At 37.9% G+C, this 14,688-nt stretch carries 17 protein-coding genes; 12 read left to right on the top strand and 5 right to left on the bottom strand.

All coding sequences use genetic code 11. The annotated features are described in order from the left end of the window. Positions 1–7: 7 nt before the first annotated feature. Both uraH and MKL33_RS04190 read right to left on the bottom strand, forming a co-directional pair. Positions 8–409, bottom strand: a complete 402-nt coding sequence (gene uraH, locus MKL33_RS04195; RefSeq protein WP_060464702.1) for a hydroxyisourate hydrolase — start codon at positions 407–409, stop codon at positions 8–10. Between the two features lie 10 nt (positions 410–419). Continuing rightward, complete coding sequence (locus tag MKL33_RS04190; protein ID WP_014207181.1) at positions 420–887, bottom strand: GlcG/HbpS family heme-binding protein; 468 nt, start codon at positions 885–887, stop codon at positions 420–422. A gap of 125 nt (positions 888–1,012) precedes the next feature. On the opposite strand from MKL33_RS04190, the gene MKL33_RS04185 reads away from it, so the two are divergent. The 10 genes from MKL33_RS04185 to MKL33_RS04140 all read left to right on the top strand — a co-directional run bounded on the left by MKL33_RS04185 (position 1,013) and on the right by MKL33_RS04140 (position 11,328). Continuing rightward, entirely contained in the window at positions 1,013–1,684 is a 672-nt protein-coding gene (locus MKL33_RS04185; RefSeq protein ID WP_270906514.1) for a heavy metal response regulator transcription factor, read from the top strand. Beyond that, a complete protein-coding gene (locus tag MKL33_RS04180) occupies positions 1,681–3,084 on the top strand; it encodes a heavy metal sensor histidine kinase (RefSeq protein ID WP_270906513.1) in 1,404 nt (467 codons plus the stop codon). The genes MKL33_RS04185 and MKL33_RS04180 overlap by 4 nt, the downstream gene beginning before the upstream one ends. 96 nt (positions 3,085–3,180) lie before the next feature. Next, positions 3,181–3,744 (top strand): lipocalin family protein, encoded by a 564-nt coding sequence (locus MKL33_RS04175; protein WP_270906512.1) that lies wholly within the window; start codon positions 3,181–3,183, stop codon positions 3,742–3,744. Positions 3,745–3,863: 119 nt separating this feature from the next. Further along, positions 3,864–4,835, top strand: a complete 972-nt coding sequence (locus MKL33_RS04170) for an acyl-CoA desaturase (RefSeq protein ID WP_174723542.1) — start codon at positions 3,864–3,866, stop codon at positions 4,833–4,835. Further along, entirely contained in the window at positions 4,832–6,094 is a 1,263-nt protein-coding gene (locus tag MKL33_RS04165; protein WP_270906511.1) for an NAD(P)/FAD-dependent oxidoreductase, read from the top strand. The genes MKL33_RS04170 and MKL33_RS04165 overlap by 4 nt, the downstream gene beginning before the upstream one ends. A gap of 21 nt (positions 6,095–6,115) precedes the next feature. Then, the gene (locus MKL33_RS04160; protein WP_270906510.1) at positions 6,116–6,907 is read left to right on the top strand and encodes a DUF1365 domain-containing protein; all 792 of its coding nucleotides are present in this window, start codon (positions 6,116–6,118) and stop codon (positions 6,905–6,907) included. Further along, entirely contained in the window at positions 6,904–8,103 is a 1,200-nt protein-coding gene (locus MKL33_RS04155; protein ID WP_270906509.1) for an SAM-dependent methyltransferase, read from the top strand. The genes MKL33_RS04160 and MKL33_RS04155 overlap by 4 nt, the downstream gene beginning before the upstream one ends. Before the next feature lie 29 nt (positions 8,104–8,132). Further along, positions 8,133–8,912 (top strand): DUF1295 domain-containing protein, encoded by a 780-nt coding sequence (locus tag MKL33_RS04150; protein ID WP_078221117.1) that lies wholly within the window; start codon positions 8,133–8,135, stop codon positions 8,910–8,912. Positions 8,913–8,920: 8 nt separating this feature from the next. After that, positions 8,921–9,967, top strand: coding sequence for an SAM-dependent methyltransferase (locus MKL33_RS04145; RefSeq protein WP_270906508.1), 1,047 nt, complete (start codon positions 8,921–8,923; stop codon positions 9,965–9,967). A 32-nt stretch (positions 9,968–9,999) separates the two neighbouring features. Then, positions 10,000–11,328, top strand: coding sequence for a sensor histidine kinase (locus tag MKL33_RS04140; protein WP_270906507.1), 1,329 nt, complete (start codon positions 10,000–10,002; stop codon positions 11,326–11,328). On the opposite strand, the gene MKL33_RS04135 is transcribed toward MKL33_RS04140, so the two are convergent. The 3 genes from MKL33_RS04135 to MKL33_RS04125 are packed head-to-tail and all read right to left on the bottom strand — an operon-like array spanning position 11,325 to position 13,071. Continuing rightward, positions 11,325–12,020 (bottom strand): response regulator transcription factor, encoded by a 696-nt coding sequence (locus MKL33_RS04135; RefSeq protein ID WP_199976054.1) that lies wholly within the window; start codon positions 12,018–12,020, stop codon positions 11,325–11,327. The genes MKL33_RS04140 and MKL33_RS04135 overlap by 4 nt on opposite strands. 17 nt (positions 12,021–12,037) lie before the next feature. Further along, the gene (locus MKL33_RS04130; protein WP_270906506.1) at positions 12,038–12,532 is read right to left on the bottom strand and encodes a chalcone isomerase family protein; all 495 of its coding nucleotides are present in this window, start codon (positions 12,530–12,532) and stop codon (positions 12,038–12,040) included. Then, positions 12,499–13,071, bottom strand: coding sequence for a nuclear transport factor 2 family protein (locus MKL33_RS04125; RefSeq protein WP_270906505.1), 573 nt, complete (start codon positions 13,069–13,071; stop codon positions 12,499–12,501). The genes MKL33_RS04130 and MKL33_RS04125 overlap by 34 nt, the downstream gene beginning before the upstream one ends. 280 nt (positions 13,072–13,351) lie before the next feature. Between MKL33_RS04125 and MKL33_RS04120 the strand changes: the two genes are divergently transcribed. After that, on the top strand, positions 13,352–14,041 hold the full coding sequence (locus MKL33_RS04120) for an aspartate/glutamate racemase family protein (protein ID WP_199112894.1): 690 nt from the start codon (positions 13,352–13,354) through the stop codon (positions 14,039–14,041). A 58-nt stretch (positions 14,042–14,099) separates the two neighbouring features. Next, complete coding sequence (locus MKL33_RS04115; protein WP_002119662.1) at positions 14,100–14,519, top strand: PH domain-containing protein; 420 nt, start codon at positions 14,100–14,102, stop codon at positions 14,517–14,519. The last annotated feature ends 169 nt before the right edge of the window (positions 14,520–14,688 follow it).

Raw genomic sequence — 14,688 nt, 5'->3', positions numbered from 1 at the left:
TTTTATTTTAGTTGCCTCGATAGGTTGAGTAACCGTAAGGGCTGAGTAATAAAGGAATATGGTAGTGGTTTACGCTTCCATCGACTTTAAAAATTACAGGTACTTCGGCAAAAAAAGTTTGTTGTTTATTCTTTTTGAACCAGTCTTCAGTTTTAAAGGTCACTTTATAAACCCCTTGCTCTAATTTTTTATTTTCTGGATAGAGCGCAGTAATACGACCATTTGAATCGGTCACTTGCTGATTAAGTTTAATCCACTGGTTATTGGTGTTTTTTTCTAAAACCACTTCAACCTGAGAAGAGGGCAAACCCGTCTCTAGATTTAACACATGCACACTTAGCGGATTAGTTTGTGCAAATGTAGCCGAAGCAATAAATAACGAAGATAAAGCAATAAATGATTTAGTCATGGTGAACTCCTTATGAATGAAAAACGGTTTCAATGGCTTTGCTTGCGCATTGATTGTCATTTTGTGCACCGCCAGCACCTGCAACCCCAATGGCTCCGATCACTTGGTTCTCAAAACGGACAGGTACGCCACCGCCTAACAAAAGTAAATTTGCTACCGTGGTTAAATTTTTTGCATCGGGGTTTTGGTTACTGTTTTGGCTTAAAACTAAGGTCGATGTTTTGGTAGATAACGCGGTATATGCTTTTTTCTCGGCAGCCATTAAGTTATGCGGGCCCACCAACTCATGCCGTTCGGCAGTTAATGGATTACCGCCGCGATCTACAACAACAACTGCAATATTTTGATTTAATTTTTTGCATGCCTCTTTTGCACTGTCGGCTAGCAGGTGGGCAGTTTTTAGATCTAACGAATAAACTTGATTCAAAGCAGGGGGCTGTGCAAAAGTACTATTACCGAATAGCACGGCTGCTAACATCAGCCAGTTCAATTTTTTCATGTTGATTGCCTCTATGTCGCTTTGAAAATCTTAAACAAATTGCTTAACTTCAAGCGTGACAATCACATTACAAAGTTGTCATCTTTCAAATGAGTCTCTACAAAATGCGTATCCTTATTATTGAAGACGAGATCAAGATCGCCACTTATTTGGTCAAAGGATTAAAAGAATCTGGATATCAAGCGGAGTGTGTTCATTTAGGGATGCAAGGTTTGGAAATGCTAAAGAGAGATCGATATGACTTACTTATTCTTGATGTGATGTTGCCGGACATAGACGGTTGGAGCGTATTACAAGTACTACGCCAGTTTTCAAAAATTCCGGTGATTTTCTTAACGGCAAAAGATCAGGTGATGGATAGAGTGAAAGGGTTAGAGTTGGGTGCAGATGATTACTTGGCTAAACCTTTTTCCTATATTGAACTGTTGGCACGTATTAAAAGTCTATTAAGACGACAGCAATATCTGCAAGAAAATGAGCTATCTATTAGTGATTTAAAGATGGATGTGGTTGGTCATAAAGTATGGCGTAACGGAAACTTAATCGAGCTCAGTAAAACCGAATTTAATTTGTTGCGCTATCTATTGCTCAACAAAGAGCAAATTGTGACACGCAGACAAATTGGTTCAGAGGTTTGGAATATTAACTTTGATACCGATACCAACTTTATTGACGTTGCGGTACGCCGTTTACGAAGCAAAATTGATGAAGGATATGAATTAAAACTCATTCATACCATACGTGGCTTGGGCTATAAAATTTCGGTTAGCTTATGAACTTTAAATTTCTACGTTCTCTTGAAGTTCGTATTACATTACTGGTCACGCTTTGTTCTGCCTTAATTTTATGTTCAGTCGGCTTTATGACCTATTTAGGCATTAATCAAATTTTATTGAAGCAGCAAGATAAAGCTTTAGCAGACAGAATTAATCGTTTGGAAATTTTGCTACAAGATAGCGAAAATGTAGAGCAGATCATTGCGCGTCCTAAGCTGTATCAAAATATGCTTGGCAACCAAGACAACTTGTTTCTGCTCATTCATAAAGACAAAACTTTAATTAATATCAATCCGCTCCGCATTCAACTACCTGAACTTGCACAGCGAGAGAGTCTTCAATTTCAAGATTTAGCCAATAACTCATATCCAACGCGCATTGCGTGGAGAACCATAAAGATTAATAACCAGCCTTATCTGCTCATTGCAGGTAAACAGTGGTCGGAACGCATTAATATTCTTTTACCTTTTCAAGAAAATCTCTTGATGTATGTGGTCGGGGGCGTGTTTGCAATCTTTGTGCTTTGTATTTTAGCGTGTCATTTAGGTTTACGGTCGCTACAACAGCTTCGTAAGCAAACTCATTCTATTAACGTAAATCAGCTCCAGAAAAGATTAAACCTATCAAATTCACCATTAGAAGTTGAGCTACTTTCAAAAGATATAAACCACATGCTTGAGCGTATTGAAAAGGGCTATACGCAGCTCAACCGTTTTTCTGAAGATATCGCTCATGAGTTCCGCACACCTTTAAATAACCTGATTGGGCAAACCGAGATTGCTTTAACTGGCGAACGTTCGGTTGAGCAATATGAAGATTTGCTGGTGTCTCATTTAGACGATTACCAGAGATTAAAACGCATGATTGATAGCATGCTTTTCTTGGCAAGAGCCGATCAGAAAATGGTGCTTGTAAATAAACAAGAAATAAATATCCAAGATGTTATAGATGGGTTATGCCAGATTTTTGAATATCAGGCCGAGGAACAAGACAGTCATTTTAGTTTTAACTTAGAAGCTAAAACGTTATTTGCAGATCCTGAGCTTTTTCAAAGAGCCGTGTATAACCTGATTTTAAATGCGTTGGTTCACGGTGGTGACAAGCGAACTATTTATATCGCAACAAAACATAAGATGATTGAACATAGGCAATGGGTGAGTCTGACTGTGGTAACGGGAGGTGTTTCAATTGCAGATCATCAACTTGAGCATCTTTTTGAAAGATTCTACCAATGTCACTCAAGTCGAAGTGATCAGAATCAAACAGGTGGATTAGGCTTATCGATTGTTGCTTCAATTATGGATCTGCATCATGGCCGCTATAAGGCTTGTAACACGGTCGAGGGTGTGTGCTTTGAGCTTGATTTTCCAGTTGAAGATGCTCTTAAGAAATACAATTAAATCCTTATTAATGTTGCTTAATTTTTAAAATTCACACTTTGTTCACAGCCCTCTGATGTATGTTTAAACGTATGAAATAAACAGAAGAGGGCGATCATGAAATTATTATTTAAATCACTTGTCATTAGCAGTAGCCTTGCAGCGGTTAGCTTAATGCTTCCTTTGAGCACTTACGCCGACACCACTACTAAACCTGTCGCTGTTGATTCTATTGATATTAATAAATACGCAGGTAAGTGGTATGAAATTGCGCATTTACCCATGTTTTTTCAGCGTAATTGTGTAGCCAATACAACTGCAAACTATTCTATTAACGCAGACAAAACTGTTGGTGTTTTAAATAGTTGTACGAATAAAAATGGAGAAACGATCTCATCTGAAGGCGTTGCTTATTCGCAAAATGAAGGCAACAGTAAATTGAAGGTGAGCTTTTTACCCTCTGGCTTAAGATGGATTCCTTTTACAAAAGGCGATTACTGGGTTTTAAGAGTTGACCCAAATTATCAGGTCGCTTTAGTGGGTGGCCCAAGCCATAAATATTTATGGATTCTTTCTCGTAGTCCTCAACTTGATGAGGCGACATATCAGTCTTATATGCAAACCGCAAAAAGCTATGGCTACGACGTTTCTAAACTCGTTAAAACAACCCAGTCTAAATAGTAAAGTGCTGGTTGCATAGATGCTTATATTTATCTCGTAACCGAGTGAACTTCACATAAAATTCATTGCGCATTTTCTAAATTAGAACCAAAAGAAATGCTTTAGATCAGGAAGAATCAATGTCTAAATTTTTTCTGCGCTGGATCGATAGCTGGTCAGATTCAGAAAATGCGCAAGTGGGTACTTCTAGCGAATATGTCATTGAAAAGAACATTCAATGGTTAAGAATTATTCCTTTTATTTTATTACATATCGCTTGTTTAGCAGTGTTTTGGGTGGGCGTATCTTGGTTCGCGGTTGTTTTCATGCTGGTTTTTTATTTTCTTCGCATGTTTGCAATTACCGCTTTTTTTCACCGCTATCTTTCGCATAAAACTTTTCAGACATCACGTATTGTTCAATTCATTTTTGTACTGATCGGAACCATGAGTGCGCAGCGCGGACCTTTATGGTGGGCAGCCCATCACCGTTATCACCATCACTTTACCGACACCGATCAGGACCCGCATTCAGCGAAAGCAGGCTTCTGGTATTCGCATGTAGGCTGGTTTTTAAATGAGCAAAATTTTGCTACTCGAAAAAAAGTCATTAAAGACTGGTTGAAATATCCTGAGCTGATTTGGCTAGATCGATTTAGTTTGCCTATTGTGATTTTGACGGCCTTAGCAATTTATGGTTTAGGTTTGTGGCTTGCACAACATTTTCCTGAGTTGGGCACCAATGGCTTACAACTTTTAGTATGGGGATTTGTGATTTCCACTGTTCTATTAACACATGCAACCTTGTGTATTAATTCACTCGCTCATCGTTATGGCTCACGTGAGTTTAATACCCCAGATGATAGCCGTAATAATTTTCTACTTTCTTTAATTACCTTGGGTGAAGGATGGCACAACAACCATCACTTTTACGCAGGCAGTGTGCGACAAGGCTTTTATTGGTGGCAGATTGATATCACCTTTTATGTGCTTAAACTGATGTCTTTATTTGGTTTGGTGTGGGGACTAAAGCCCGTACCAGACAAGGTTTATCAATATAAAAAGATTAAAAACCTATCGATAGAAAAAATTGAAAACGGTGAAGTGTTATGAAAATTGCCATTATTGGTTCGGGTATATCTGGACTTTACGCAGCTTGGAGATTGTCAGAACAACATCAAGTCACTGTGTATGAAAAAAATAACTATTTTGGCGGTCATACTGACACTCACGAGCTAGAGATAGAAGGCACTAAAGTCGCGGTAGATAGTGGCTTTATTGTGTTTAATGACTATAACTATCCGTTATTTACCGACATGGTTAAAAAATTAGGTGTAGAAACTCAAAGCAGCGATATGAGTTTTTCGGTGAATAATCTGGTCAGTGGACTTCAATATAACCCTTCAAAAAAATGGTCGCTCTTTGCCCGTCCGCAGAACTTTTTAAACCGAAAATTTCTGCAAATGCTCTCAGATTTGCTGCGTTTTTATGATGACAATAAAGATATAGATGTGGCGGATATTGATCCTAATTTATCGATTGAAGAGTATTTGGACCTTCACAAATATAGTCATGAGTTTCGTTATGAACATCTTTATCCGATGTGCGGTGCCTTATGGTCGGCACCCGTTGAGCAGGTAGGCCAAATTCCATATCGATTTGTCGTGAGCTTTTTTCAGCATCACCGCATGTTGCAGTTAAAAGAGCGGCCGCAATGGCAAACGGTTAAACACGGTTCAGCAAGCTATATTCGTGCTATTCAAAAGAATTGCCGATCCATTGAGTGGAAATTTGCAGAAGTAAAAGCTGTGAGCCGTTCACTAGAAACAGTTTTGATCGAAACCGTTGAAGGGCAAGAGCAATATGACTGGGTGATTTTTGCGAGCCATGCTGACGATAGCCTAAGTTTAATTAAAGATGCGTCGGAGCTTGAACAAGAAATATTAAGCCAATTTGGTTATCAAGATAATCGAATGGTCGTCCATCGTGATCTTTCAATTATGCCTAAAAGCCGTTTGCAGTGGGCAAGCTGGCATGTACATGTAACGCCAAAATCTCAAGTTCAAAACGATGAGTCCGACATACATTATGGTTTTACCTACTGGATGAATAATTTGCAGAATTTATCCTGCACTACTCAAATTTTTTCTACTTTAAATCCGAATATGAAAATCAAAGCCGAAGACATCTTGGTTGAGCGGCAATATCGACATCCCGTATTTGATGCAAAAGCGATTCAAGCTCAATCTCGTTGGTATGAAATTAATGGGCAAAATCGTACTTCATTTTGTGGAGCATATTGGGGCTGGGGCTTTCATGAAGACGGTGCCCGCAGTGCAGCACGTGTTGTTGAGCAACTCTTAGCGTTATAAGAATAAGTAAGGAGCTTTCAAATGTTATTAAATAAACTTGCTATCGCTCCTGCGCTTATTCGTCATCGGCGTTATAGCCCAAAACCGCATGAGTTTACATCGACCTTAAATTATTTATGGTTCGATCCAGATCAATTAGTTGATATTACAAACGATTGTTCACTTTGGTCGACGGATCACTGGAATGTATTAAAACTATCTAAAAATGATTTTTTAAACATGTATCACGGTTCTATAAGGGATAGAGTAGAGAAAGCGATACTGCAAAATAATCACTTACACCTTCGGCCAGACTGGCAAATCCGAGTATTGGCTTTGCCTCGTTGTTTGGGCTTTCGTTTTAATTCGGTCGTATTTTATTTTGTTTTAAATAAAGTCGGAAAACCGCTCTTTATTCTTAGTGAAATCACCAACACCCCGTGGAATGAACGAAAAGTCTATACACATGACTGTATAAAACAACAAAGTCAGGTGGGTGATTATCAGAGTTTTGATTTTAACTTTGAAAAATCATTTCATGTTTCGCCGTTCATGCCCATGCAGTTAACTTACCGTTGGCGATTTAGTTTTTCAGATCAGCAGAATGTCATTCACATGCAACTTTTTGAAGAGCAAAAACAAGTCTTTGATGCCACTATGCGCTTTGAGCTTGTGCCCATCACATTTCCTTCACAGCAATATCGATATGCTCTTATAAACAGCCTAGCACCTTTTAAAATGTTGTTTTCAATATATTTAGAGGCATTTAAGTTGTGGCGAAAAAAAGTTCCATTTTATCGTCATCCTAAAAAGATCAAGGTAGATAAGACATGATAAAAACATTTCTTTATGGTGAAGATGACTCACTACCGTTACTGCTCAAGAGTCTTCTCAAACTACGTCATGGACAGATCACTTTTCAGGGCGCGTGGAATGGGACGGTCGGTGAAGTTTCAGACTTACATGCTGTGATTGAAGTCCACAATCCTTTATTGATGGATCTCATTTTAAAAAATGGTGTTTTGGGAGCAGCAGAAGGCTACATCCGTGGTGACTGGAGCAGCGAGCACCTTGTCGAGTTGATTCAGATCTTGGCACGTAATCGAGCTGTATTGGACCAAATCAACCAGAATGTTATTGCTCAAGCGAGCCAGTTTTTTCTTAAAGCTTGGTATCAAAATCGAAAGAATTCTATAAGTGGTAGCCGTAAAAATATTGCCGAGCACTACGACTTAAGCAACGACTTTTTTAAATTATTTTTAGATCCGTCTTTAATGTATTCGAGCGCCGTTTTTGAAAATGAAAACATGACACTCGAACAAGCATCTGATTTAAAAAAAGAGATCATTTGTAAAAAGTTAGATTTAAAACCACTAGATCATTTGGTTGAAATTGGAAGTGGGTGGGGTGGTTTTGCAATTTATGCAGCTCAACATTATGGCTGTAGAGTAACCACCATTACCATTTCACAAGCTCAATATGATGAAGCCGTTACTCGTGTAAATGAAGCTGGCTTGGCACATCGAATTGATGTGCAACTTAAAGACTACCGTTTGCTCGAAGGCAAGTTCGATAAGCTGGTTTCAATTGAAATGGTTGAGGCGGTTGGTGCGCAATATTTATCGACATACTTTGATCAATGTAAAGCACTCTTAAAACCGAAAGGGTTGGCATTTATTCAAGCCATTACTATTGAAGATTTCCGGTATAAAAAAGCATTAAATACAGTTGATTATATTAAGCGCTATATTTTCCCGGGTAGCTTCATCCCTAGTGTGAGTGTGTTGACTCAAACCGCCTCTGAGAGTGGTTTAAGGTTAAAGCATATAAATGATATTGGTTTAAGTTATGCGCAAACACTTCATCACTGGAGAGCGCGTTTTTTAGCGGCGCGGGAACAAGTATTGGCTCTAGGTTTCGATGAAAACTTCATTCGGATGTGGGATTTCTATTTATGTTATTGCGAAGGTGGTTTTAAAGAAGGCGTGATAAGCAATGTTCACTTGCTGTTTGAAAGTACCAGTTACTAAATCAAACAGCTCAAGTAAGGAGACTGCTCATGTTTTGGAATTTACTGATTCTAGATTTAATGATCATGTTGCTGAGCTGGCTACTTGCCACTCTAAATGGCCGAGCTGGAATAGTAGATGCTGCATGGAGTTTCTGTCTGGCAGTAAACATTATTGTGTCTTCTTTACTCATTTCAGTTGCCCCAGTTGAAGTGCGTCTTTTTATCGGTATTTTTAGCGGCTTATGGTTTTTAAGATTATTTTGGCACCTTTTAAGACGTTATCAATCTGAACAAAAAGAAGATGGCCGTTACGCGAGCATGCGTAAAGCGATGGGTAAGTTTCAGCATATTGGCTTTTTATTCTTTTTTATCTTTCAAACACTTTTAGTGCTTTTGTTCTTTTTGCCGATGTGGATGCTCCTCAATGTAGAGGCAACTGAATGGAGTAGTGGATATAAAGTCGCTTTAGTAATTGCTGCTGTCATCATGGTAATTGCTTTCATTGGAGAGCAGCTCGCTGATCAGCAGTTATACCGATTTAAATTAAATCCAGATCATCATGGCAAAACGATGGATCAGGGTTTATGGCGTTATTCACGTCACCCCAATTATTTTTTTGAATGGTTACATTGGTTTGCCTACCCAATTATTGGTTTAGCAGCAGGCCAATATGTATTGTGGATTTATCCGTTACTGATGTGGCTATTTTTATATTACGTCACGGGTATTCCATTTAGTGAAAAACAAGCAATTAAAAGTCGCGGTCAAAATTATCTTGATTATCAACAAAAAACGTCAATGTTTATTCCGCGAAAACCCAAAAAATAGGTGCGCATATGGATTTTATTGTTCATCAGTCTTTGAAAATTGTTGAAAGTGGTGTGATTCCAGATCATGCAATTCGAGCTGCAATTCGTGCTTTAAGTAAAAAGCGCTTAATCCAAGAAGGCCGTTATGACCCTGAACAAGGAGCGCAGCGCTACATGGATGTGCTTAATATGCTGAAGAAGAGCGAAATCGCCGTTGAAACGGATAAGGCAAACGAGCAGCACTATGAATTGCCGACCGAGTTTTTTCAGGCGGTGCTTGGAAAAAGACTCAAATATAGTGCGTGTTATTTCCCGACTAAAACCACAACTTTAGATGAGGCAGAAGAGTTAGCTCTTCAGCTTTATTGTGAAAGAGCACAACTTAAAAACGGTCAACACATTTTAGAGTTAGGCTGTGGTTGGGGTTCTTTAACTTTGTGGATGGCAGAAAACTATCCACGCTCACAGATTACGGCTGTTTCAAATTCTGCTACTCAGAAAAAGCATATTCTTCGGCAAGCAGAGTTGAGGGGTTTAACCAATGTTGAAGTGCTTACCTGTGATGTGAATGTACTTGAATTAGACCAAGACAAGTTTGACCGTGTTGTATCGGTCGAAATGTTTGAACATGTCCGTAATTATCAACGTCTTTTTGAAAAAATTCAGGGATGGTTAAAGGCAGACGGCTTACTTTGGTGTCATATTTTTTGTCATCGCTTTTTACATTATCCTTTTGAAGTGAAATCAGATTATGATTGGATGTCCAAGTATTTCTTTACTGGCGGTTTAATGCCTTCGACTTCGACTTTTTTGCATTTTCAAGAGCATTTAGAGTTGGCTCAACAGTGGCAATGGTCGGGTGAGCACTATATGAGAACGGCAAATGCTTGGCTTGATAATATGGATAATCAAGAAGTCGAACTAAAGCCACTGTTTAAAAAAATCTATGGAAAAGATGCCAATATTTGGTGGCAACGCTGGCGTATTTTCTTTATGGCTTGTGCTGAGTTATTTGGTCTTGAACAAGGTCAAGAATGGGTCATTGGTCACTTTTTATTTAAAAAGCGATCATAGTAATTTCTATAGCCTATCCCGGCGATAAAGATATGATAAAAACTCGACATGATGGCAAAACGAGTCATCCATTAGCCCAAATGTTCAATCGATATTACTGGTTGCAAATTGGTCTGATTGCATTATCGATCGTGGTCGGGTTGGCTTGTAGTGCTTGGGTGATTAAGGGTTCTTTACTTAAAACCGCTTTAGAACAGGAAATGGAGCATTACTGGTTACGTATAGAACGTAACCCAAATGCAGACTTACCAGATACTAAAAATTTATATGGATATCGGTGGAATACACAGGTCGCGCCTCAACCTTTTCGGGGCATGCATTTAGAAAGTGGCGTGCACCGAGTATTCGTTGATGGTAAAGAACGAATGACGGTCTATGGTGAGCGTAATGGTCAGCATGTTCTGTTGGTATTTGGCGAAAGCAATGTTAATAAGCTGATCTGGTTATTTGGTCTTGCTCCCCTCATGTTCAGCCTATCTGTTTTATATAGCTTTTTGTGGTGGTCAAATCGAAGAGCAAGACGCTATTTTTCCCCGATTACGCGCTTAGCGAATGCTTTAGAAAATATTGATTGGGCACATCAAGATACTCAGGCATCTCCTTTTAGAGATATTAATACTAATGGCAATATGGAAGCCGAATATCTCAAACAAGCTTTAGAAAAATATCATCAGGTTTTAAGTGATTTTATTCGACGCGAAAGAGAATTTACTGGAGATGTGAGTCATGAGTTACGCACTCCACTCACCATCTTGAAAGGTAATGTGCAACTGTGTCAGGCGAAATATGGAGACGATAAATCCCTAGTCCGTCTTCACAATACAATTGAAGACATGCAGTTGCTCGTTGATACCTTACTTGCGATTGCACGTAATACGGTACAGAGCTTGCCATCTGAGAAAAATTTATTATCCAAAACAGTAAAGGATTTAGTTGAAAGTTTAGAAGTGATGAGTGTGAGTAAAGGAATACATATTAGTATTCATCCAGACTCAGCTGAACAGCCACGCTGGTTATATCCTTCTATGACTCAAATGGTTTTAGGTAATATTTTACGTAATGCGCTTAATTATTCTCAAGGTTCACAAATCGACATCATTCAACAAAAAAACAGCCTGATTATTGCAGATAATGGAATTGGAATTTCTTTACCTAACGATGTAAAGGTGCAAGAGCTCAGCGATTCGCAACTTTCTTTAAAAGTTAAAGGTCATGGTATCGGGTTACAACTGGTACAAAAGCTTTGCAAACAACTAGGATGGAGAGTGGAGCTGTTTGATCGACAATATTATTTAACCACTCATCCTGAACTCGATTTGGAGCTAACCACAGGCTTAATTGTTGTGGTCTATTTAAGTTAAGTCGCGGAATCTTCCAAAGCAATTTTTAAACCGACACCTGCCACTGTATGTAATAGTTTAGGATCAAAAGGTTTATCAACCATTTTTCTTAGGTTATAGATGTGACTGCGTAACGCATCGCTTTCAGGTTCTTCGTCTCCCCATAATTCCATCATCAGTTCTTGCTTAGTCACTACTTTTGGAGACTGGCGCATCAAAATTTTTAATAGTTTAAATTGAATAGGGGGTAACTCGATATTATTTCCGGCACGAACCACGGTTTGAGTTGCGCTATCAAGAATTAAGTCGTGAATTTGAATTTTATGGTGAGTGACTTCGCCAGCTGCTCTTTTTATTAATGCACGAATCCGCATCACTAATTCATTAAAATCAAAAGGTTTTACCAAATAATCATCTGTGCCAGCAGTAAAACCTTTAAGTTTGTCATCTAAAGTATCTCTTGCTGTGAGCATAAGAACGGGAATATCAACGCCTTGTTCGGTACGTAGCCAGTTACATAGGTCATAACCCGAGCCATCGGGCAAATTTATATCGAGCAACAAAAGATGATAATGCTGAGATTTGAGAAAAGTTCGTGCAGCATCTAAGTTACGTGCATGATCGACAACATAATCATGCACTTCAAGAAATTCGCAGACCGTTGCTGCAAGTTCAAAATGGTCCTCAACCATGAGGATAAAGTGATTACCCATGAGATTTTATTAAGCCATTAATTTAATAATTGTTGTTTTAATTTAGCATTAAACGGTTCACTACCAAACCAGATTTTAAAATATTGATTTGCATTCGGATTGTTCAAAGAACCGAGTAGCTTCTGGTTTAATTTTAGTTCTAGTTTTTGATTTTCATGTTGATAGTAGAGACTATAAAGATCTCCACTCTTAATTGGCCTATATAGTTCATTAATATGATTAAGCGGAGATTTCGCATCAAAGCCGCTAACATTTTTCTTCAAAAAGTGGGTTGCTGCGCGTTTAAATGCCCACTCGGGAATATCGCGGTTATAGCTAAACTCCATTTTGATGCTTTGGCTTTGCCAATTTTTTTGGCAATCTTCAGCAAAGTAACTGACATTTCCCACCTTTTTACTCGTAACCATTAAAGGAGCTGAACTACATTTTTTTAGTTCAGCCGCATGCGCTTGAGATACGATTAAGATTCCTAGAAATATCAAGATTCGACTTTTTTGAACGGCAATATCCATTTATATACTCCTCCGAATATGGGTAAAGAACGGTAGAGGCCATTCGCTGGATCCCAATAATCTTGCTGGAAAATAATTTTTTGTTGTTCATTAATCTTAATTTGACTAATTCCATAAGAAGCCATGGTTTTTGAGCGACCTAGCATTTTAAAGTCATAGGTCATGTACCAATGGATGTAGGCTGTATCTTGGTGATGAGTTGCACTAATGAGTTTTACAGTGACATTACTCACTCGGGCATTCATGCCTTCAAAATGCTTAATGAGATCTTTCTTTTGAGAGAACTGTGAGAGTGTATCGTTGATATAGAGCTGATCAGCGTAAAGATTACTGGCATTATTTACAAAAGAAGGGGTGCCGAGCGTATTAAATGCAGCGACAAAACGATTGCCGATATCTAACGCCTGTTGATCATCTAATTCTATACCAGTAATTTTTTGTTCAGCTTTGCCATAGTCACCTGAGTAACTAGGCACACTTTTACACGCCGTTAAACCTACCAAAGTAACCAACCCTAGGGCTATAGTTATAATTTTCATGTCGATATCCAAGCCAACTTTATAAGATCAAATTAAAGAGCTGGTCGTGAATTTTGCGTGAATTCTTATGTTTTATGATTTGGGTTTAATGGAGAACGTTTTCTGTTTTGGAGATTTAATAAACTAGGTCTAATCAACTTAAAAATTTCTATCGACTTCACAGCGTTTAAGATTAATAAATAAGATAAGCAAGAAAGAATTTAAGAAAGCAATTTTATTCTAGCTGCGCTTTACCCATAAGAGATATAGATAAATTTTACATAAATAGAAGGATTCAATAATGAAAACAATCGGCTTATTAGGTGGAATGAGTTGGGAATCGACAGCGCTTTATTATCAGAAAATTAATAAAATGGTTCATCATAAATTAGGAAAATTGCACTCAGCTAAGGTCATTATTAATAGTGTTGATTTTGAAGAAATAGCAGCCTTGCAAGCGAAGGGTTTATGGCAAGAAGCTGGCACATATTTAGCTGAGCAAGCACAAAATTTAGAAAAAGCAGGGGCAGATTGTATTTTGGTGTGTACTAACACCATGCATAAAGTTGCTGCACAGATTGAAGATTCAATTACGGTTCCTTTCTTACACATTGCTGATGCAACTGCAAAAGAAATTTTGAGTCAAAACATTGGTAAAGTTGCATTGTTAGGGACTGCTTTTACAATGGAGCAAGATTTTTATAAAGCTCGATTACAAGATCATGGAATTGATGTTGTTATTCCAAATGAAGAAGATCGAAAGACAGTCCATCGCATTATTTATGAAGAACTTTGTTTAGGTGTGATTAACCCCGATTCTCAGCAAAAGTATATTGCTATTGTAGAGAGGCTTATAGCTGAAGGTGCCCAAGGAATTATCTTAGGTTGTACCGAAATTTGTATGTTAATTGGTGAGCTTAAATTCTCGGTTCCTTTATTTGATACGACCACCATTCATGCAAAAGAGGCGGTGAGTTTTGCTTTAACTTAAGAAGATAAATTAGAAACAATAAATTGTTAGGAATTAATTTTAAAGATGGAGGATAACTTTGAAATTTAGATCAAAAATTGATTGGTGGCTTTTATTAATATTTGTTGTGATCACTGCCAATATCGTTATGAAAATTTATGAAGCAAATTATCATTATTCTTTAGCTTCAAATTTTCCACACCTCGTCATTTATAGCTTAGTCATTTTGGTTATTTGGCTTCCGGTCTTTAACACGTATTACGTAGTAGAAAACAACACATTAATCATTAAGAGCTTGGTATTTCGATGGAAAATCAATATCAATGATATTACTCAAATAGAACCTACCCATAATCCACTTTCTTCTCCAGCATTATCGCTAGATCGACTTAAAATTTATTATATGAAAGATGGAAGAATGGCTACAGTAATGATCTCGCCCAAAGATAAAGAGGGTTTCTTAAATGCTTTACACAAAAGTTCTGGGACAAAGTTCTAATTGATAGTTAATGAAGACAGTAAATTAAGTGCCTAATAAATAATCAGTTATGTATTAGATTTTTGAAAATACGGTCTGTAATGCTCAGTACAGTTAAATAAATCAACTATAAGTCTCTCTTCTAAAGCATTAACCTGTATTTATTGCGAATAAATAAAATGGAGATAAA

Source organism: Acinetobacter sp. AOR43_HL (genome assembly GCF_027854635.1).
In the GTDB taxonomy this organism is placed as follows: domain Bacteria; phylum Pseudomonadota; class Gammaproteobacteria; order Pseudomonadales; family Moraxellaceae; genus Acinetobacter; species Acinetobacter pittii.
The sequence above is the reverse complement of the archived record's forward strand: the minus strand, read 5'-3'. Positions and strand labels throughout refer to the sequence as shown.

Bases quoted from the DNA above. Each gene is read 5' to 3' on its own strand.
- MKL33_RS04185 (WP_270906514.1), top strand. From the start codon at position 1,013: ATGCGTATCCTTATTATTGAAGACGAGATCAAGATCGCCACTTATTTG.
- MKL33_RS04145 (WP_270906508.1), top strand. From the start codon at position 8,921: ATGGATTTTATTGTTCATCAGTCTTTGAAAATTGTTGAAAGTGGTGTG.
- MKL33_RS04150 (WP_078221117.1), top strand. From the start codon at position 8,133: ATGTTTTGGAATTTACTGATTCTAGATTTAATGATCATGTTGCTGAGC.
- MKL33_RS04130 (WP_270906506.1), bottom strand. From the start codon at position 12,532: ATGGATATTGCCGTTCAAAAAAGTCGAATCTTGATATTTCTAGGAATC.
- MKL33_RS04180 (WP_270906513.1), top strand. From the start codon at position 1,681: ATGAACTTTAAATTTCTACGTTCTCTTGAAGTTCGTATTACATTACTG.
- MKL33_RS04160 (WP_270906510.1), top strand. From the start codon at position 6,116: ATGTTATTAAATAAACTTGCTATCGCTCCTGCGCTTATTCGTCATCGG.
- uraH (WP_060464702.1), bottom strand. From the start codon at position 409: ATGACTAAATCATTTATTGCTTTATCTTCGTTATTTATTGCTTCGGCT.
- MKL33_RS04120 (WP_199112894.1), top strand. From the start codon at position 13,352: ATGAAAACAATCGGCTTATTAGGTGGAATGAGTTGGGAATCGACAGCG.
- MKL33_RS04190 (WP_014207181.1), bottom strand. From the start codon at position 887: ATGTTAGCAGCCGTGCTATTCGGTAATAGTACTTTTGCACAGCCCCCT.
- MKL33_RS04170 (WP_174723542.1), top strand. From the start codon at position 3,864: ATGTCTAAATTTTTTCTGCGCTGGATCGATAGCTGGTCAGATTCAGAA.
- MKL33_RS04135 (WP_199976054.1), bottom strand. From the start codon at position 12,020: ATGGGTAATCACTTTATCCTCATGGTTGAGGACCATTTTGAACTTGCA.
- MKL33_RS04165 (WP_270906511.1), top strand. From the start codon at position 4,832: ATGAAAATTGCCATTATTGGTTCGGGTATATCTGGACTTTACGCAGCT.
- MKL33_RS04155 (WP_270906509.1), top strand. From the start codon at position 6,904: ATGATAAAAACATTTCTTTATGGTGAAGATGACTCACTACCGTTACTG.
- MKL33_RS04175 (WP_270906512.1), top strand. From the start codon at position 3,181: ATGAAATTATTATTTAAATCACTTGTCATTAGCAGTAGCCTTGCAGCG.
- MKL33_RS04125 (WP_270906505.1), bottom strand. From the start codon at position 13,071: ATGAAAATTATAACTATAGCCCTAGGGTTGGTTACTTTGGTAGGTTTA.
- MKL33_RS04140 (WP_270906507.1), top strand. From the start codon at position 10,000: ATGATAAAAACTCGACATGATGGCAAAACGAGTCATCCATTAGCCCAA.